The following is a 17,662-nucleotide window of genomic DNA, read 5'->3' as shown; positions in this document are numbered from 1 at the left end:
AGGTCTTTCGACCTGCCCTCAAACCTTGCGGTTTCAGATCAACTTAGAAGTTGAACTGAGCACCGAAGTCAGCACGGATGGTGCTGCTTCCGCCGCCCGGCTTCGAGCTGCCTACACCACCGCGCAGCGATGCACCGCCGCCCAGGTCGTAGATAGCGCCGATACCATACTGACGGGTGTCGTTGCTTGCCGAACCGTCACCGTATGCTGCGGTGATGGTGGTTGCTGCGCCAACGTTATAGGCCAGCGACAGACCGTATGCGGTGCCGTCGGTGCCGCTTACGCGGGTTTTATCGTCAGCAACAAACAGGGTGCCCGAGAAGTCGCCCCATTCGCCACCCAGGGTCAGAACAGCCAGGCTAGGCTTGCTGCCACCGCCCGAAACGTCGGTCTGACCGTAAGCAACAGCGGCAGTGATGTTGCCGAAGCTGTAGGTCGCGCTGACGTCCCAACGGTCGCCGGAACCGGTGACGGTTGTCAGAGCCGGGCCACCTGCGACGGTACCGATTGTGGTGGTCACAGTGTCAACCTGGTCGTACGACGCGCCGAAGGCGAAATCACCAACTGCGTACTGGAAGAACACAGCGTTTGCGCCCGAACCGGTCGAGGAGTACGACAGGAAGCTGTAGTCAACGCCCGAGTACTGACCGATGAACGATTCCAGGCCAGGCTCGTTACCGTAGTAGTTTGCCAAGTTGTCGAACGAACCCGATACGTTGCCGGCGTCAACACGCAGACCACCGTAGATGACCGAGAAACGTGCGCCGTTCAGGCCAGCCGAGTTGGCTTCGCCGGTTGCCGCGTTTTCGTCAGCCTGCAGACGAACACGACCCGAGAACTCTACGCCACCGTCGGTTTCAACGTTTGCGTCGATGTTCAGACGGAAGCGCGATACCAGGATGGTGTCCGAGCCCTGAACCGATGCAGTCAGGGTTGTGGTGGTGACAGCACCACCGGCTGTCACGGAGCGGACAACGGCGGAGGTCGAGAAGCTACGGTCTTCCTGGTAGCCGATACCAAAACGGCCGTAACCGCTGAAGCGAACATCAGCCGCTGCAACGCTTGCGGTTGCAATCAGAGCGGTCGATGCGAAGAGAACTTTTTTCATCTTGTTTCCCTCGGTTTCAAAAGTTTTTCTACTCGACATATGCCTCAGCACATGTCTCAGCACGGACACCGTTTCGCTCTTTTTGCCCCCTTCGCGCAAGCTTACCTTAATTGCGTCGCCTGCATTGGCCCCGGATTGGTGCAAGGATGCCACAGTCGATTTCCACCCCCGGAACCCGCATTCTGCGCCAATATAAGAAAAGAATAGGCTTGTTGCTGCACTGCGCCTTGTCTAGGAGTATCAACCAACAACGCAAAACCAATGAAGCAGGACCTGTCGACGATGCGCCTGAAAACGATTCTGGGTTTGATAATACTGACCGCCGCTGTCGCCGCCTGCGGGCGCAGCCAGCCATTGCCGGGGGATGCACGCTCGTTGACTGTCGATGGCTCTTCGACAGACGAACGCGAACTCAGCGATCCGGGCCGTACAACGATCTGGGATGTCTTCGGACCGAACAACTCCGAGCAGGTCACAAATGTGAACCGCTATTTGTGGCGCGCTTCGCTGGATGTGCTGAATTTCCTTCCAGTACAGGAAGTTGACCCGTTTACCGGTGTGATCGTGACCGGCTATGGCAAGCCGCCGGGTGGCGGGCGCTCGTACCGGGCGACGGTCCATATCAGTGACCCGGCGCTGGCGGCGCGCTCGTTGACTGTCTCGCTGCAAACCAGTGGCGGTGCTCCGGTCAGTGCCGCAACCACCCGCGCGGTCGAGGATGCGATCCTGTCCCGCGCACGCCAGCTACGCATTGCGGACAACAAGTTCTAGCCACCCGCCGCAAATCGCAATATTACCACGCCGGGTTCATGCCCGGCGTTTTCATTCACGAAGGACCGCACCATGTCGCGCTACTCGGCCAACGAAATCGAAGCAAAATGGCAGGAGGCCTGGGACAGGGCCGGGATCTTCACCGCCGACCACAAGGCGGACAAGCCGAAATACTACGTGCTTGAGATGTTCCCCTACCCGTCAGGCCGAATCCATATGGGGCATGTGCGCAACTACACGATGGGCGACGTGATCGCCCGGCACAAGCTGGCGACCGGCCACAACGTGCTGCACCCGATGGGCTGGGATGCGTTCGGGATGCCGGCGGAAAACGCTGCGATGGCGATTGGTGGCCACCCGAAAGACTGGACTTACGGAAACATCGCCGACATGCGCGGGCAGATGAAGCCCTTGGGTCTGTCGATCGACTGGTCTCGTGAGTTCGCAACCTGTGACCCCGAATATTACGGCCAGCAGCAGGCCTTGTTCCTGGACATGCTCGAAGCCGGGCTGGTGTATCGCAAAAACGCCGTGGTGAACTGGGACCCGGTCGACATGACAGTTCTGGCCAACGAACAGGTGGAAAACGGGCGCGGTTGGCGGTCCGGAGCGTTGGTGGAACGTCGCGAACTGACCCAGTGGTTCTTCAAGATATCGGACTATTCCGAGGAACTGCTCGACGCGCTGGACACACTGGAGAACTGGCCCGCCAAGGTGCGCCTGATGCAGGAAAACTGGATTGGCAAGTCGCGCGGCCTGCAATTCGGCTTTGAACGTACAGATGGCGGCGAGCCGATCACCGTCTACACGACTCGCCCCGATACGCTGCTGGGCGCGTCCTTTGTCGGCATCTCACCAGACCACCCGATTGCCAAGCAGCTTGAGATTGAAAGCCCCGAAGTTGCTGAATTTGTTGCCGAATGCCGCAAAGGCGGCACGACCGAAGAGGCGATTGAGACCGCCGAGAAGCTGGGTTATGACACTGGCATTCGCGTCAAACACCCGCTGGACCCGAACTGGGAACTGCCGGTCTGGATCGCCAACTTCATCCTGATGGATTACGGCACCGGCGCGATCTTTGCCTGCCCGGCGCATGACCAGCGCGACCTCGATTTCTGCCGCAAATATGGCCTGCCCGTGGTGGACACCTTCTTTGCACTGGATAACAACACGCCGGTCGACAAGATCGCTTTTGTCCCGCCCAAGACCGAAAAAGTTCGCTGGGTGAATCACTTCGCGGGCCTGACCGAGGCGACGGGTGACGAGGCGATCGACGCCACCGTCGATTTTGCCGAAAAGGCCGGTTGGGGCGAAGGCGTCACCAAATACCGCCTGCGCGACTGGGGTTTGAGCCGCCAGCGCTATTGGGGCTGCCCGATTCCCGTTGTTCATTGTGACAGCTGCGGCGTGGTACCGGAGAAAAAAGAAAACCTGCCGGTCCGCCTGCCTGACGATATCACGTTCGACAAACCTGGCAACCCGCTGGACCGTCACCCGACCTGGCGTGACTGCGCCTGCCCGAAATGCGGATCCCCGGCAAAACGCGAGACCGACACGATGGACACCTTTGTCGATTCGTCGTGGTATTTCGCCCGTTTCACCGCCCCGCGTGCAGAAACGCCAACGGATATGGCGGAAGCCGAATACTGGATGAATGTCGATCAGTATATCGGCGGTATCGAGCATGCGATTCTCCACCTGCTCTATTCCCGATTCTTCGCACGGGCGATGAACATCACAGGCCACTTGCCAAAAAAAGCCATCGAGCCGTTTGATGCGCTATTCACCCAAGGCATGGTGACACACGAAATCTACCAGACCCGTGATACCAACGGCCGCCCGATCTATCACCTGCCCGAGGATGTGACCGACGGCAAACTGGCAGATGGCACCGCAGTTGAAATCATCCCCTCGGCCAAGATGTCGAAATCCAAGAAAAACGTGGTCGATCCGGTCAGCATCATTTCTGCCTTCGGTGCTGACACAGCCCGCTGGTTCGTGCTGTCCGATTCGCCGCCTGAACGGGATGTGGAATGGACCGCGGCCGGGGCCGAAGCGGCCTACAAGCATCTCAATCGCGTGTGGAACCTTTGCGACAAGATCGGTGCGATGGACCCGGACGCAAAAGGCGAAGGTGATGAGGACCTGCTGCGCGAGATGCATAAAACCATCCGCGATGTGTCGCTGGGTGTCGAAAGCTTCGGCTTCAACGCGGCCATCGCCAAGCTTTATGCCTTCACAAACACGCTGGCCAAATCCAAGGCAGGGGCTTCGGCCCAGAAGCAGGCAATCAAAACGCTGGCACAGCTTATGTCGCCGATGACACCGCATCTGGCCGAAGATATCTGGGCGCATCAGGGCGGAGAAGGTCTGGTGGCGGTCGCCCCATGGCCCGTCGCAGATGAGACGATGCTGATCGACGACACGGTCACGTTGCCGATTCAGATCAACGGCAAGCGCCGCGCGGAAATCAGCGTGTCCAAGGATTTGGCGAAGGACGAGGTTGAAAAAGTCGCGCTCAGCACCGAAGCTGTGCAAAAGGCGCTGAACGGTGCAGCGCCGAAGAAAGTGATCGTAGTGCCGGGCCGGATCGTGAATGTCGTTGTTTGATCTCAAATCGTGGCGGATGCTGCCGCTTGCAGCTTCTCTGATTGTTGCCGCTTGCGGCTTCCAGCCGGTTTATGCCCCCGGCGGTACAGGCGAAGCGCTGTACGGGAAGGTTGTCGTGTCTGCCCCGAATGACGTCGACAGCTATCTGTTGGTTCAGAACCTAGAACAGCGTCTGGGGCGCAGCGCGGAACAGGTTGAGGATTACGACCTGAATGTTCAGGTCGCGACCACGACTCTGGCTGCGGCCATCACAACGACCAACGAAATCAACCGCCTGACCATTAATGGCCGGGCCAACTTTACGCTTGTGTCGAAAGCCACAGGGCAGGTGGTTGCATCAGGTTCAGAGACCAATTTCGTGGCCTATTCGGCTGCCGGTTCAACCGTCTCGACCCTGGCCGGGGAACGCGCGGCCAAGGAACGTCTGATGGTGATGCTTTCGGATCAGATCGTCAATCGCCTGTACGCCACCACAGGTCCGGCCACATGAAGCTCAGCCCGCGCGAGGCCGAGGGGTATTTTACCAGGCCCGACGCGGACAAGGCCGGGCTGCTGATCTATGGCGCGGATGCTATGCGTGTTGCGCTAAAACGGCAGCAGGTTCTGGCGGCCCTTCTGGGCCCGGCCGCCGAGGAAGAGATGCGGCTGACCCGGATCCCGGGATCGGAATTGCGCGCCGATCCGGCCTTGCTGCTGGATGCCATCAAGGCGGTTGGGTTTTTTCCCGGCCCCCGGGCCGCGTTTGTCGAGGATGCAACGGAGACCGCAGCGCCTGCGATTCTGTCAGCGCTGGAAGACTGGGCGCTTGGCGACGCGCAGATCGTTGTGACCGCCGGTCAGCTCAAACCAAGTTCGAAAATTCGCAAGGCGTTCGAAACCCATCCGGCGGCCTATGCCGTGGGTATCTACGACGATCCGCCTTCCCGGGCCGAGGTTGAACGGATTCTGTCCGAAGCAGGTCTTCAGAACATCCCCCGCGACACGATGTCGGCGCTGGCCGAACTGGCGGTTGCGCTCAGCCCGGGGGATTTCACCCAGACCGTTGAAAAGATTTCATTATACAAGCGCGGCGACCCTTCTGAACTGACCATCGAAGATGTCGAATCCTGCGCGCCGCGCTCGACCGAAGCGGCGTTGGACGATGTCCTGAATGTGGTTGCCGAAGGACGAACGGACGAAATCGGGCCATTGCTCCGCCGTTTGCAGGCGCAGGGCACAAACGCAGTCACCTTGTGCATCGGGGCAACACGGCATTTTCGCACGCTTTATGCCTGCGCTTCAGATCCGGGCGGTGCAGCGCAGGGTATCGGCAAGCTGCGCCCGCCTGTTTACGGCAAGCGCCGCGACCGGATTTTGCGGCAGGCACAGGGTTGGGGTGCGCAAAAACTGCAAACCGCGCTGACGGTGCTGACCGATACGGACCTTTCCCTGCGATCAGCCGGTCAGACCGCACCCGCGCTGGCACTGGTCGAACGGGCAATGATCCGTCTGGCCATGCTGGCACGGTCGCGCTAGTTCACCCTGCCCGTTCCAGCCATTCCGTCGCCGATCTGCCTGCCCATCGCCCGGTCGCCAGACATGCAGTCAACAGATACCCGCCGGTCGGAGCCTCCCAGTCCAGCATTTCGCCCGCACAGAACACGCCGGGCATGGCGCTGAGCATCAACCCGTCGTCCAAAGCCGCGCGGACAACACCACCTGCGGTCGAGATCGCCTCGTCCATCGGGCGCAATTCCGCGCCACGCACGGGCAAAGCCTTGAGCATTTTGATAGTCTGTTTTGGCGTAAGTGACTGCCCCGCCGTCATTTCGTGAAACAATGCGACTTTCTGCGGCGGCAATCGCAAACTCTTTTTCAACCACTGAGACAGCGTCGTCTTGGTTTTTTTGTCCGAGAACCGGCGGTGCAGCACATCCTCTGCCAGATCGGGCAAGAGATCGACCTGCAATTCCGCGCCGTCGCGCAACGCCGGGGTCAAGGCATACAACCCGCCCCCTTCCAGCCCCGTCGCCGAAAGGGTCGCCTCTCCCCGAGACCGCAGATCACCGGCGCGCCATTCAACTGATTTAAGCGGCGCGCCGAAATGCGGCTGCATATGCGGGCTCCAGGAAACCGAAAGGGCCGAGTTCGATGGGGCGAACGGGGCCAGAGGCACGCCTTTCTGCGCAAGATGCGTCGCCCAGGCACCGTCCGATCCCAGTCGCGCCCAACTGGCCCCGCCCAGTGCCAGCACCGTGGCGTCACTGGACAGGCTTTGACGACCACCGGGTGTCTCAAACAGTAGTTTTTGTCCTTCCCAACCAAGCCAGCGCCAGCGCGTTCTGATCTGCACCCCGGACGGATCCAATCGCCTTAGCCAGGACCGCAACAAGGGCGATGCTTTCATCGCCTTCGGAAACACGCGACCAGTCGAGCCGGTAAACACTTCTTGCCCCAGATCGCGCGCCCATTCCTGCGCGGCGTGCGCATCGAACTCCGCGATCATCGGGCGCAACCAGTCAGCCGCGCTGCCATAGGACCGGATCAGTGTGTCAAAGGGCTCATCCTTGGTCAGGTTCAATCCGGACTTGCCTGCCATCAGGAATTTGCGCGCAACGGATGGTTTGGCCTCAAGCACCAGCACGTCATGGCCGGCACGGGCCAGTTGCTCTGCCGCCATCAGACCCGCCGGACCTGCTCCGATCACCACAGCCTGCGCCATCATTGCCCTCTTGTCATGTGCTTCGGACGGCGCGACTCTGCCATACCATGTTGACAACCGATCCGATCTGCCCGCTTTGCGACCGCCCGATCCCGGAAGGGAGCGGCAGCGTGCACCATCTGATCCCAAAACTCAAAGGTGGCAAGGGAGGACCCACCGTTTTGCTGCACCAGATCTGCCACAAAGAAGTTCACGCCACGCTGACCGAAGCCGAACTCGCGCGCAGTTACAGTACGGTCGAAGCCCTGCGCGCACATCCCCGGCTTGAGAAGTTTCTGATCTGGGTGCGAAAGCGACCGCCCGGCTTCCGTTCCAGGGTTCCGGGCAAGCGGCGCGGGCGCTGACTATGCAGGCAACCATCGATCCCCGGCGGCATCGCTGACCGCAGCACTCAGCCCTTCTATTTCCAGCCCCCGGTAATCCGGAACCGGCGAGAATTGCGCATCCGGGGCATGCTGAAACTCCAACGTTGTATAGGGGCGTTTCCAAAGCCATTCGCGGTTCTGGACGGCCCAAAGATCACCACTTGGCGGCACGTCTTTCGTAAAGGCGTAAAAGTGCAGATCAAATCCATAAAGCGCGACATCCTGCATCGACAACAACCGCATGCCCTGACCCCGGCAGAATTGGTCTTCGGACGCAATATCACCCGTTCGCAGCGTTACCTGTCCGATACGGGCCCGCGCAAAGGGGTCCTCTGGATCGGCGGCCCCGTCCGGGCGGTTGCCGTCAAAATCATGCTGCAGCAATTCGATGACAAAGCCGTCCGGATCGCTCAGATGTGCCATATATCCGATATCCAGGAACTGCCTTGCCACATTGACATCGACGCCCATTCGGCGCAGATGGGCGGCGGCCAGATCAACGTCGGGCACAGTGATCCCGATCTTCCAGTATCGCTGACCCCGGTCGTGCCGATAGCCACCTCCTCCGGGCATAAGCAACAGATCCGCATCCTGACCTGCATAACCGACCCGCCGGTTCGGACCTTCCCACCGCACGGCCATTCCAAACGCATCGCGGTAAAACCCCGCAAGAGCATCCGGGTCGTCAACACGCAGGCGCAGGGCGGACAACCTCATCGGCACATCCTTGCGATCCCGGCGGCGATTTCGGGATTGGCCGCAAGGCTGTCGGCTGCCAGATCACGGGCAGTGGTCATCAGATGATCCGGCTCGACGATCCTGTCGACCAGACCAAAAGCATAAGCCTCTTGCGCGAAAATTTTCTGACCACACATCAGGATCAGCCTTGTCCGCGCAGGTCCGATCAACGCCGTCATGCGTTTGGCATCGGATGGCTGTGGCAGAAAGCCCAGCTTCATGACCGGATAAAAGACCTTCGCCGTCGGCACTGCGATGCGGATATCGCAAGCCAGGGCCATACCGTTCGCGCCCCCGGCCAGAGTTCCGTTCAGCGCGGCGATGGTCAGGCAGGGCAATGCGGCAATGGCGCCCGAAAGGCGTTCCCACACGTCCGAAGTTGCCAGGCCCGCCCGGGCCTCGTCCAGATCCGCGCCCGCGCTGAACACCTTGCCGGCACCGGTCAGGATCAATGCGCGGGCCTGTGTTGCACTTTCGGCGATCTCGGCCAGACGCGCCAGCATGTCCCCGGTCAGCGCATTGGCCTTGCCGGGGTTGTTGATGGTGACGGTCCACAACCCGTCGGCCTTATCCAGTTCAATCACGTCAGCCCGACCCTTTTGCGGATGTCTTCCTGCCTGAGCGAGATTTCCGTCCCAAGAAACTCATCCGCGCCCGGCGTGCACATCCACAACAGGGCCCGTGCAGGCCAGTCGGCCGGAATATGGTCGCTCCAGTCCAGCTGACTGACGGCGTTGATACCACTGGCCTTGATCACCCGCTGCATGTCCGTCGCAACCGTTCCCGGCGACAGCCCCATCGCGCGAATACCGTGATGGGCCTCTTCCAGATGCAGGCACTCGGTCATCATCTTGGCTCCGGCCTTGGACGCGCAGTAATGGCTCCAGGCTTCGACCGGGTTGGAAGCCGCGCCCGAGGATATTGTCAGAACCGTACCACCGCCCGCCGCGCGCATAATGGGCAACGCCGCGCGCATCCCGTAGAACACACCCTTGAGGTTGATATCGATCGCCTGGCTCCAGGCCTCGGGATCGGCATTGGACAGATGAAAGATCGGCTCAATGACACCGGCATTGCCGATCAGAACATCCAGGCCGCCAAACCGGTCCACGCAATCGGCCACGACCTGTTCCACCTGCGCAAAGTCGCTGACATCGCAGCTAAGCGCGATGGCGTTGTCACCCAGCGCCGAGGCCAAAGCCTCGATCTGGTCGCGACTGCGCGCCACCAATGCAACATTGGCGCCGGCTGCGGCAAATACGCGCCCCGCTTCGGCGCCGATACCCCGGCTGGCGCCGGTTATCAGTACAGTTTTCCCTTGCATCGGAATACTCTGCCCCCATTGAAATCATGTCTGGGGACTCTGTAACGCGCGCAAGGGGAATTGGTCCAGCCCTGCCCCCTTGACGCCCGCCGCCGCAGGCACGACGATATGCGCAAAAATTCATCGAGAAGGGTAATCCTATGTCGCATTTCCTTCGCCGCAGTTGCGGCGCTGTTCTGGCTTATGCCGTTGTCAGCCAGGGGGCGCTGGCCGACGTAACAGCCAGCGACGTCTGGGCCGACTGGCAGGCTTACTTCACGCAAATGGGTTATACCGTAAACGGCGAACAGTCGGTGTCCGGTGCCGTAACCACCATCTCGGACATGACGCTTGCAATGGCCTTGCCCGAAGAAGAAGGGCAGTTCGTGATCAAGGTCCCGGAAATGACGCTGGGCGACAACGGCGATGGGACCGTCAGCATTGGCTTTCCCGACTCCTTTCCCATGAGCGTCACCGGCAATGCCGAAGGCGAGGAATTCTCTGCCGATGTTGTCTACGCCCTGGATGGGTTGGATATGGTTGTTTCCGGCACCCCGGACGACATGACCTATACCTACACGGCCAATTCCATGGCGGTTTCGCTGGACAGCATTCAGGTTGACGGCCAGCCAGTACCCCGGGAAATTCTGGACGCCAGCATGACGATGACAGGCCTGACCGGCAGTTCGCAGATGCGAATCCGCGACGGGCGCGACATCAAACAATCCTTTGCAGTGACCGCCCTGACGTACGGGCTTGCCTTTGACGATCCCGAAAGCGGTGAAACCGGCAAAATCGACGGAAAGCTGGACCAGCTTGTCATGGACAGCGACAGCGTGATACCGGCCGACTTCAACATGTCGGACCCGGCGGCGCTGTACGAGGCCGGTTTCGCCTTTTCGGGCAGGTTCACCTATGCATCTGGCCAGACCAATATCGCCGGTACAAGCAAGGGCGAAGCCTTTTCCATGAGCAGCCAGTCCGAAGGCGGCCAGTTCGGCGCCAGCCTCGACGCACAGCGGATTGCCTACGACATCAACCAAAACAGCACCAGGCTGGCCGTCACCACCGCCGATTTGCCGTTCCCGATCGAAATCGCGATGACCAATGCCGGGCTGAAATTCGAGCTGCCAGTTCAGCAATCGGAAGAGATCCAGCCCTTTGCCTTTGGGTTGAACCTGACCGACTTCACCATGTCCGATGTATTGTGGGGAATCTTCGACCCTGCAGGCGCGCTGCCCCGCGACCCGGCGACCATCGCGCTGAATAGCACCGGAACGGCCAAGGTGCTGATGAATATCTTCGATCCCGAAGTGGCAGAAGATCTGACCGGCGAAGCACCGGGCGAGTTGCACTCGCTGAAAATCACCGAGCTTCTGGTTTCACTGGTGGGTGCCCGCCTGACCGGTGACGGTGACTTCACGTTCGACAATACCAACACCCAGCAACCTGGCGGCATGCCGGTTCCCGCCGGCGAAGCGAATCTGCAGCTTGTCGGGGCGAACGCCCTGATCGACAAGCTGATCGGCATGGGAGTGATTTCGGACAACGACGCGCTGGGTGCCCGGATGATGATGGGGCTGATGGCCGTACCGGGTGACGCGCCGGACACGCTGAACTCGACCATCAAGTTCACCGAAGACGGTCAGATTCTGGCGAACGGCCAGCGCATCAAATAAGCCAGCCACTGGCACCACGGGTCTGAAAGGCCTGTGGTGCCAGCCTCGCACTTCAGCAAATACCGTGACCCCCGGCAGCTCGGGTAAAGCGAACACAACAGTGCCGTCCCACCCTGCCGAACCGGACACACATCCCACCAATACCCCAAACTCAGACTGATCCGGTGCTTCGTCACGCTCAATCCGGCCGCAGGACTTGCGGGGCGCGCAGTCCAAGGCTAGGTCCAGTAATAATCAGAGCGGAGGCGTCATGACCCGAACACCCGAAGAGATCAGCCATCACCTGCTTGATGCTGCGCGCAAGGCCGGGGCAGAATCCGCAGATGCGATCGTGATTGACGGCTCCTCGGTGTCGGTCGAAGTGCGTGAGGGTGCTCTGGAACATGCCGAACGCTCGGAAGGAACCGATCTGGGTCTGCGCGTGTTTCTTGGCAAACGTCAGGCGATTGTCTCAAGCTCTGACAGCCGCCCCGAAACGCTGAGCGCGATGGCCGAACGCGCCGTGGCGATGGCGCGTGAAGCCCCCGAAGACCCGTTCACCGGTTTGGCCGATCCCGACCAGCTGGCCACCGAACGGGACATGCCTTCGCTTGAAATGTTCGACCCAACCCCCGAGCCCGCGGCCGAAGACCTGCTGCAGGACGCACTGGCGGCCGAAGCTGCTGCACTGGCCGTGACCGGCGTCTCACAAGTGTCAGACGCCGCTGCTGCGTATGGCACACACAGGGTGCATCTTGCGGCCACGAACGGATTTTCCGGGGGGTATCTGCGCAGCAGCCGATCGACATCCTGTGTCGCAATATCGGGCGAAGGCACCGGGATGGAACGTGACTACGACGGCGACAGCCGCACCTTCCAAAGCGATCTTCGCAGCCCGGAAGAGATCGGGTGCACTGCGGGTGAACGCGCCGTCCAGCAGGTTGGAGCCCGCAAACCGGCAACCGGAAGTTTCCCGGTCCTGTTTGACGAGCGCATCTCATCCTCGCTGATCGGCCATCTTCTGGCGGCCGCCAACGGGTCTGCAATCGCGCGCGGGGCGTCATGGTTGACCGATTGTTTGGGCCAGCAGGTCCTGCCCGATCATCTGTCGCTGATCGAAGATCCGCACCGCCCGCGCATCTCGGGATCACGCCCGTTTGACGCCGAAGGACTGCCGACCAGCCGCCGGGCGATAGTCGAAAACGGTGTTCTGACCGGCTGGACCCTCGATCTGTCCAGTGCCCGCAAACTTGAAATGCTGTCCACCGGCAACGCCGCACGCGGCGTGTCCGGACCACCCTCGCCCAGCAACTGGAACCTGAGCCTGACGCAGTGCGACCAAAGCCGCGAGGACCTGTTGCGCGACATGGGCAACGGGCTGCTTGTGACATCGATGATCGGGTCGACCATCAACCCCAACACCGGCGACTATTCCCGTGGCGCATCCGGGTTCTGGGTCGAGAACGGGCAGATTACCCACCCGGTCAACGAATGCACGATTGCGGGCAATCTGCGCGACATGCTGAAACGGATCGTCCCGGCAAATGACGCGCGCCCCTATCTGTCACGGGTTGTCCCATCGCTGCTGATTGAGGGAATGACACTTGCCGGCAACTGACCTGCCCCTGCTGATCGAGGCCGCCCGGGAGGCTGGCAAGATCGCCACCCGATACTCGGGGGCAGATGCGCAGCGCTGGGACAAACCCGATGGCACCGGCCCGGTGACCGAGGCGGATCTGGCCGTCAACGCGATGCTCGAACAGATGTTGCCTTCGGCACGCCCCGGTTATGGCTGGCTGAGCGAAGAGACCGAAGATTCACCCGACCGGCTGTCACGCCGCAGGACATTCATCATCGATCCGATCGACGGAACCCGCAGCTTTGCCGAAGGGTCGCGAACCTGGGCACATTCCCTGGCGGTCGCGGATCAGGGCAAGGTGACGGCGGCGGTGATCTATCTGCCGATGCGAAACCTCCTGTATGCGGCAGCGGCTGAACAGGGCGCAACACTGAACGGTGAGCGGATTCATACCACGCAGACAAACCGCCTGCATGACGCCGAAATTCTGGCTGCCAAACCTAACCTGAAGCCCGTTCACTGGAAGCACGGGCAGGTGCCCGATTTCAAACGCAACTACCGCCCATCCCTGGCCTATCGCATGGCCGCAGTGGCGCAGGGGCGGTTTGACGGGATGCTGACCTTAAGGCCCAGTTGGGAATGGGATATTGCAGCCGGTGATCTGATCATCCGCGAAGCCGGTGGCATCTGCTCGAACCGGCAAGGACAGCCGTTGCGCTTCAACAACCCCCAACCGCGCCTGAACGGTGTGATCGCGGCGGGTGCCGAAACCTACAGGTTGCTGTGCGAACAGCTTGACCCGGACGGGCATGGGCTGACGGTATGAGCAAGCCCAGGTCCTTCAGCCTTGCGGCCTATCGGGTACTGTCCTGGGGCGTGCCCAAAACCGGAGGGCAACAGCAGCAGGCGCGCCCGGACGGCGAATTGCTTTGGGTTCACGTCAACAGCCACCTGCGCTTGCGCGTTGTGGATGAGTTTTGCCACAGGCTGACGCGGTCGCGTCCTGACCTGTCGGTGCTGATTACCGCCCCTTTCGGCGCCGATCTGGCGCTTTGGGCGGATAGCACCTTTCCGGTTGTTTCCCTTCCGGCCGAGCAAACCGGCGCGGTTCGCGGATTTCTGGAACACTGGCGACCGGACATTGGTGTTTGGGTTGGCGGCGGGCTTGTTCCCAACCTGATCACCCAAGCGGAAGAAAACGGCATTCCGCTGATCCTGGTCGAAGCTCAAGTCGATGTCGTGATTCCGCGGGGGGCCAGATGGCTGCCCGACCTTGCCCGATACACGTTCGACTGTTTTCACACGATTCTCACGACCACGCCTGAAGCCGCCCGTCAGATCCGGCGGCTGGGCATACATTCGGCCAAGGTCACGGAATCTCCGCCGCTGCACATCAGCCCCAACCCGCGCCCATGGCCCGAAGACGAGTTGATCGAGACCAATCACGTGCTGGCCGGTCGGCCTGTCTGGCTTGCCTCATGCGTGCAGGACAAGGAATTCATCTCGGTGCTCAGCGCGCACCGGCAGGCGTTGCGGATGCTGCCCAGGCTGGCGCTGGTTCTGCATGTGGCGGACGCGTCCGAAGCGCCCCCCCTGCACCGGCGGCTTGCGGCCATGGACCTGCGCTGTGTCAACTGGGACGAAGGCGAACCGATCGAAGACACAACACAGGTGATCCTGTCCGCCGAGCGCGAGGATCTGGGCCTGTGGCAACGGGTTTCCGCCGTGACATTCGCAGGCAGTTCGCTGGAGAGAGGCATGGGCGGTCATGATCCGCTTGAAGCGGTGGCTCTTGGATCGGCGGTTATTCATGGGCCGTTCGTCCACCGCCATCAGGAGCTCTATGACCGCCTGGACATGGTGGATGCCGCCCGCACAGTCAGAACCGCAACCGAACTTGGCGACGCGGTCGAGGAATTGCTGGCACCGGACCGCGCGGCCGATATGGCCCTGGCCGGATGGCAGATCGTGACCGAGGGCGCCCCACAGGCAGATCGGCTGATCGACATGGTTCAGGACCTGCTGGACCTCCGGAGGACACAGCATGCGAGCGCCTGAGTTCTGGAATTCCCCGCCCAACCGTCCCGCATTGCGTGCCCGGTTGCTGGCGCCGCTGGGGCGGCTCTATGCGGCGGCGACCGCTCGGCGTGTCGCCTCGGAACCGGGGATCAGGCCGGGCGTTCCGGTCATCTGTATCGGCAACCTGAATGCGGGCGGCACTGGCAAGACGCCCACCGTGATCTGGATGATCGAACAATTGCGCAACGCCTGGCACGAACCGCATGTGGTTTCGCGCGGCCATGGCGGCTCGCTGGATGGGCCCGTGCGTGTTGATCCGGGCAAACATACCGCCGCACAGGTCGGAGACGAGCCTTTGTTGCTGGCGGCCTTTGCCGAAGTTTGGGTGGCCAAGGACCGGGCAGCTGGTGCACAAGCGGCGGCCGATGCAGGCGCCACCGCGATCATTCTGGATGATGGTTTTCAGAATCCGTCCGTTGCCAAGGATTTCTCGGTCATCGTAGTGGATGCTGCACGCGGGTTCGGAAACGGTTTGTGCCTGCCGGCCGGCCCCCTGCGCGAACCCGTCGACGCCGGTCTGCAGCGCGCGGACCTGGTTCTGTCACTTGGCGATTCCGACGCACAGAGCACATTTTCCGCGCAGTGGGGCAAACGTCTGAACGTGCCGCATGCCACCGGCGCGGTTGAACCGCTGCAAACAGGCATGGAGTGGGACAACGCCCCGGTTCTGGCATTCGCCGGCATCGGGCATCCGGAGAAGTTTTTTCGGACCCTGCGCCAGCAGGGCGCGCGCCTGCTTCGGGCCGAGGCACTGGATGATCACCAGCCTCTGACACCCGCCCTGATGACCCGTCTGGAAAACGAAGCCCGCCTGCTGGGCGCACAGATGGTCACAACCGAAAAAGACGCCGTGCGCCTGCCGCCCGCGTTTCGTAGCAAGGTTATCACCCTGCCTGTCCGTCTCCAGGTGGACCAAATCGATCTGATCCGGGACATGGTGCTGAAAGCGGCTCCGTCGCCCTGATCAGTTATCCTCGCCCAGCTTCGGCGAAGGGCGGGTCAGGGCAAGCTCGGCATCGGAAAACACAAATGGCGTGCGCACGCCCGGCACACCGTCCAGTTCAATCTGCATTCCACGCGCAATGACCTGTGGGTCCGCCATCACCTCGTCCATCGTATTGATTGGACCAGCGGGAACGCCCCCGGCTTCGCAGGCTGCCAGCAGCTCAGCCTTGTTGCGCTGCGCCGTTGCGCCATTCAGACGGGCGATCAGAATTCGACGGTTGGCCAGCCTGTCCTTGTTGTGCAGAAAATCCGGCGCGGTGGCCAGTTCTGCCAGCCCCAGGATTTGGCACAGGCTTTGGTACTGACGGTCATTGCCGGTGGCGATGACAATATGGCCGTCGGCACAGTCGAACACCTGGTACGGAACCAGGTTGGGGTGCGCGTTGCCCATCCGCAAAGGTGCAACACCGGTTGTCAGGTAGTTCAGCGCCTGATTGGCGGTGACAGCCACAGCGACATCCAGCAGCGCCATGTCCACATGTTGCCCACGGCCTGTTGTCTGGCGCTGATACAAAGCGGCCAGTACGCCCGCGACTGCATATACCCCTGTGAACACGTCCGTTGTCGCAACGCCCGCCTTTTGCGGCTGCCCGTCCGCCTCACCGGTAATGGACATCAGTCCGGACATGCCCTGAATGATGAAATCGTACCCGGCCCGGTTGGCGTAGGGACCGGTTTGACCGAACCCGGTGATCGAGCAATAGACCAGACGCGGATTGATCTGTTTAACGCTGTCATAGTCCAGCCCGTATTTCTTCAGGCCGCCGACTTTGAAGTTTTCGATCAGGACGTCTGCATCCGCTATCAGCGCGCGCACCTTTTCCTGACCCTCGGGGGTTCTGAAATCCGCCGTGACAGACGCCTTGCCCCGATTGGTCGCGTGAAAATACGCCGCCGATACATCGTCATCCCGCGTTACAAAGGGTGGTCCCCAGGCGCGGGTATCATCCCCGTCCGGAGATTCGACCTTGATGACCTCGGCCCCAAGGTCCGCAAAGGTCTGACCGGCCCAGGGGCCAGCCAGAACTCGTGCCAGTTCGACAACCTTCAGACCGGCCAGCGGGGCCGCCATCAGTTGCCCAACTCGTCTTCGATCAGTTGTTTGAACTCTTCGTAAGACTGGTTCGAGACCTTTTTGCCGTTAACGACAAATGACGGTGTCGCGGTGATGCCGTCGCGCTCGGCGTTTTCCTGATACCAGGCCACCAGCGTCTGTGCGCGCGTTCCGTCCTGCAGGCAGGCCTCAAGCTCATCGTTGCCGATACCGGCCAGACGACCGATCTTGCGCAGCTCGTCAACGATTTCGGCGGGACCACCCGCGCGGGACCACTCGGACTGGCCTTCATAGATCAGATCCGTGATGCCAAAGAACTTTTCCGGTCCGCCGCAACGGGACACCAGCGACGCCCACAGACCGTAGCGATCAAAATAAACCTCGCGGTAGATGAACTTCACCTTGCCTGTGTCGATGAATTCCTTTTTGAGCTGCTTGTACGGCCCGGTGTGAAAATTCGCGCAATGCGGACAGGTGTAGGATGCATATTCGATGATCTCGACCGGAGCATCTGCGGCCCCCTGCACCATTTCTTTAATGGTCGAGGTGTCCAGGTCGGCTTCCTGCGCCTCGGCGCTGCTGATCAGCGGGTTGGCGGGGGTGGAATTTGACAGCGACAGCCAATAGCCGCCAGCGGCTACGGCGACCGCCGCGCAGATTACGGTTGCAATACGGCTCATTCTCAGCCCTT

The 17,662-nt window shown here is 61.2% G+C and carries 17 protein-coding genes; 10 read left to right on the top strand and 7 right to left on the bottom strand.

The annotated features are described in order from the left end of the window. Positions 1-43: 43 nt before the first annotated feature. Positions 44-1,108, bottom strand: coding sequence for a porin (locus ACR0J2_RS14420; protein ID WP_170614241.1), 1,065 nt, complete (start codon positions 1,106-1,108; stop codon positions 44-46). A 282-nt stretch (positions 1,109-1,390) separates the two neighbouring features. On the opposite strand from ACR0J2_RS14420, the gene ACR0J2_RS14415 reads away from it, so the two are divergent. From ACR0J2_RS14415 to holA, 4 genes are all read left to right on the top strand, one after another. Next, positions 1,391-1,879, top strand: a complete 489-nt coding sequence (locus tag ACR0J2_RS14415; protein WP_170614449.1) for a DUF3576 domain-containing protein — start codon at positions 1,391-1,393, stop codon at positions 1,877-1,879. A gap of 72 nt (positions 1,880-1,951) precedes the next feature. After that, entirely contained in the window at positions 1,952-4,489 is a 2,538-nt protein-coding gene (gene leuS, locus ACR0J2_RS14410) for a leucine--tRNA ligase (RefSeq protein ID WP_480812993.1), read from the top strand. Further along, positions 4,476-4,979 carry an LPS assembly lipoprotein LptE gene (lptE, locus tag ACR0J2_RS14405; RefSeq protein ID WP_480812992.1) on the top strand — a complete coding sequence of 168 codons (504 nt, stop codon included), beginning with the start codon at positions 4,476-4,478 and terminating at the stop codon, positions 4,977-4,979. The genes leuS and lptE overlap by 14 nt, the downstream gene beginning before the upstream one ends. Then, positions 4,976-6,004: a DNA polymerase III subunit delta gene (holA, locus tag ACR0J2_RS14400; protein WP_480812991.1), complete on the top strand. Its 1,029-nt coding sequence runs from the start codon at positions 4,976-4,978 to the stop codon at positions 6,002-6,004. Before lptE ends, holA begins: the two co-directional genes overlap by 4 nt. Position 6,005: 1 nt before the next feature. Here the strand turns inward: holA and ACR0J2_RS14395 are convergent, their stop codons facing one another. After that, positions 6,006-7,190 carry a TIGR03862 family flavoprotein gene (locus tag ACR0J2_RS14395; protein WP_480813129.1) on the bottom strand — a complete coding sequence of 395 codons (1,185 nt, stop codon included), beginning with the start codon at positions 7,188-7,190 and terminating at the stop codon, positions 6,006-6,008. A 47-nt stretch (positions 7,191-7,237) separates the two neighbouring features. Here ACR0J2_RS14395 and ACR0J2_RS14390 point away from each other — a divergent pair, with 47 nt between their 5' ends. Then, positions 7,238-7,534 (top strand): HNH endonuclease, encoded by a 297-nt coding sequence (locus tag ACR0J2_RS14390; protein WP_170679419.1) that lies wholly within the window; start codon positions 7,238-7,240, stop codon positions 7,532-7,534. On the opposite strand, the gene ACR0J2_RS14385 is transcribed toward ACR0J2_RS14390, so the two are convergent. Genes ACR0J2_RS14385 through ACR0J2_RS14375 form a run of 3 tightly spaced genes read right to left on the bottom strand, consistent with a single transcriptional unit; the run spans position 7,535 to position 9,623 of the window. Continuing rightward, a complete protein-coding gene (locus tag ACR0J2_RS14385; RefSeq protein WP_480812990.1) occupies positions 7,535-8,272 on the bottom strand; it encodes a VOC family protein in 738 nt (245 codons plus the stop codon). It abuts the gene before it with no gap. Then, positions 8,269-8,877, bottom strand: coding sequence for an enoyl-CoA hydratase/isomerase family protein (locus ACR0J2_RS14380; protein ID WP_480812989.1), 609 nt, complete (start codon positions 8,875-8,877; stop codon positions 8,269-8,271). Before ACR0J2_RS14380 ends, ACR0J2_RS14385 begins: the two co-directional genes overlap by 4 nt. Next, positions 8,874-9,623 (bottom strand): SDR family oxidoreductase, encoded by a 750-nt coding sequence (locus tag ACR0J2_RS14375; protein ID WP_480813128.1) that lies wholly within the window; start codon positions 9,621-9,623, stop codon positions 8,874-8,876. The genes ACR0J2_RS14380 and ACR0J2_RS14375 overlap by 4 nt, the downstream gene beginning before the upstream one ends. Before the next feature lie 134 nt (positions 9,624-9,757). Between ACR0J2_RS14375 and ACR0J2_RS14370 the strand changes: the two genes are divergently transcribed. The 5 genes from ACR0J2_RS14370 to lpxK all read left to right on the top strand — a co-directional run bounded on the left by ACR0J2_RS14370 (position 9,758) and on the right by lpxK (position 15,876). Continuing rightward, positions 9,758-11,275: a DUF2125 domain-containing protein gene (locus tag ACR0J2_RS14370; protein ID WP_480812988.1), complete on the top strand. Its 1,518-nt coding sequence runs from the start codon at positions 9,758-9,760 to the stop codon at positions 11,273-11,275. A 250-nt stretch (positions 11,276-11,525) separates the two neighbouring features. Then, positions 11,526-12,872, top strand: a complete 1,347-nt coding sequence (locus tag ACR0J2_RS14365; protein ID WP_480812987.1) for a TldD/PmbA family protein — start codon at positions 11,526-11,528, stop codon at positions 12,870-12,872. Then, on the top strand, positions 12,859-13,659 hold the full coding sequence (locus ACR0J2_RS14360; protein WP_480812986.1) for a 3'(2'),5'-bisphosphate nucleotidase CysQ: 801 nt from the start codon (positions 12,859-12,861) through the stop codon (positions 13,657-13,659). Before ACR0J2_RS14365 ends, ACR0J2_RS14360 begins: the two co-directional genes overlap by 14 nt. Continuing rightward, on the top strand, positions 13,656-14,891 hold the full coding sequence (locus tag ACR0J2_RS14355) for a 3-deoxy-D-manno-octulosonic acid transferase (RefSeq protein ID WP_480812985.1): 1,236 nt from the start codon (positions 13,656-13,658) through the stop codon (positions 14,889-14,891). The genes ACR0J2_RS14360 and ACR0J2_RS14355 overlap by 4 nt, the downstream gene beginning before the upstream one ends. After that, positions 14,878-15,876: a tetraacyldisaccharide 4'-kinase gene (gene lpxK, locus ACR0J2_RS14350; RefSeq protein ID WP_480812984.1), complete on the top strand. Its 999-nt coding sequence runs from the start codon at positions 14,878-14,880 to the stop codon at positions 15,874-15,876. The genes ACR0J2_RS14355 and lpxK overlap by 14 nt, the downstream gene beginning before the upstream one ends. Here lpxK and ACR0J2_RS14345 read toward each other — a convergent pair whose 3' ends face one another. Both ACR0J2_RS14345 and ACR0J2_RS14340 read right to left on the bottom strand, forming a co-directional pair. Further along, the gene (locus tag ACR0J2_RS14345; RefSeq protein ID WP_480812983.1) at positions 15,877-16,989 is read right to left on the bottom strand and encodes a CaiB/BaiF CoA transferase family protein; all 1,113 of its coding nucleotides are present in this window, start codon (positions 16,987-16,989) and stop codon (positions 15,877-15,879) included. Further along, complete coding sequence (locus ACR0J2_RS14340) at positions 16,989-17,651, bottom strand: DsbA family protein (RefSeq protein WP_170614227.1); 663 nt, start codon at positions 17,649-17,651, stop codon at positions 16,989-16,991. The genes ACR0J2_RS14345 and ACR0J2_RS14340 overlap by 1 nt, the downstream gene beginning before the upstream one ends. Positions 17,652-17,662 lie beyond the last annotated feature (11 nt).

This window comes from Ruegeria sp. CG4 (assembly GCF_056537185.1).
The sequence above is the reverse complement of the archived record's forward strand: the minus strand, read 5'-3'. Positions and strand labels throughout refer to the sequence as shown.

What these genes read in the sequence shown, in the direction of transcription:
- ACR0J2_RS14420 (WP_170614241.1), bottom strand. Translation starts at nt 1,108, where the DNA reads ATGAAAAAAGTTCTCTTCGCATCGACCGCTCTGATTGCAACCGCAAGC.
- ACR0J2_RS14390 (WP_170679419.1), top strand. Translation starts at nt 7,238, where the DNA reads ATGTTGACAACCGATCCGATCTGCCCGCTTTGCGACCGCCCGATCCCG.
- ACR0J2_RS14370 (WP_480812988.1), top strand. Translation starts at nt 9,758, where the DNA reads ATGTCGCATTTCCTTCGCCGCAGTTGCGGCGCTGTTCTGGCTTATGCC.
- holA (WP_480812991.1), top strand. Translation starts at nt 4,976, where the DNA reads ATGAAGCTCAGCCCGCGCGAGGCCGAGGGGTATTTTACCAGGCCCGAC.
- leuS (WP_480812993.1), top strand. Translation starts at nt 1,952, where the DNA reads ATGTCGCGCTACTCGGCCAACGAAATCGAAGCAAAATGGCAGGAGGCC.
- ACR0J2_RS14415 (WP_170614449.1), top strand. Translation starts at nt 1,391, where the DNA reads ATGCGCCTGAAAACGATTCTGGGTTTGATAATACTGACCGCCGCTGTC.
- ACR0J2_RS14345 (WP_480812983.1), bottom strand. Translation starts at nt 16,989, where the DNA reads ATGGCGGCCCCGCTGGCCGGTCTGAAGGTTGTCGAACTGGCACGAGTT.
- lpxK (WP_480812984.1), top strand. Translation starts at nt 14,878, where the DNA reads ATGCGAGCGCCTGAGTTCTGGAATTCCCCGCCCAACCGTCCCGCATTG.
- lptE (WP_480812992.1), top strand. Translation starts at nt 4,476, where the DNA reads ATGTCGTTGTTTGATCTCAAATCGTGGCGGATGCTGCCGCTTGCAGCT.
- ACR0J2_RS14365 (WP_480812987.1), top strand. Translation starts at nt 11,526, where the DNA reads ATGACCCGAACACCCGAAGAGATCAGCCATCACCTGCTTGATGCTGCG.
- ACR0J2_RS14355 (WP_480812985.1), top strand. Translation starts at nt 13,656, where the DNA reads ATGAGCAAGCCCAGGTCCTTCAGCCTTGCGGCCTATCGGGTACTGTCC.
- ACR0J2_RS14395 (WP_480813129.1), bottom strand. Translation starts at nt 7,190, where the DNA reads ATGGCGCAGGCTGTGGTGATCGGAGCAGGTCCGGCGGGTCTGATGGCG.
- ACR0J2_RS14385 (WP_480812990.1), bottom strand. Translation starts at nt 8,272, where the DNA reads ATGAGGTTGTCCGCCCTGCGCCTGCGTGTTGACGACCCGGATGCTCTT.
- ACR0J2_RS14340 (WP_170614227.1), bottom strand. Translation starts at nt 17,651, where the DNA reads ATGAGCCGTATTGCAACCGTAATCTGCGCGGCGGTCGCCGTAGCCGCT.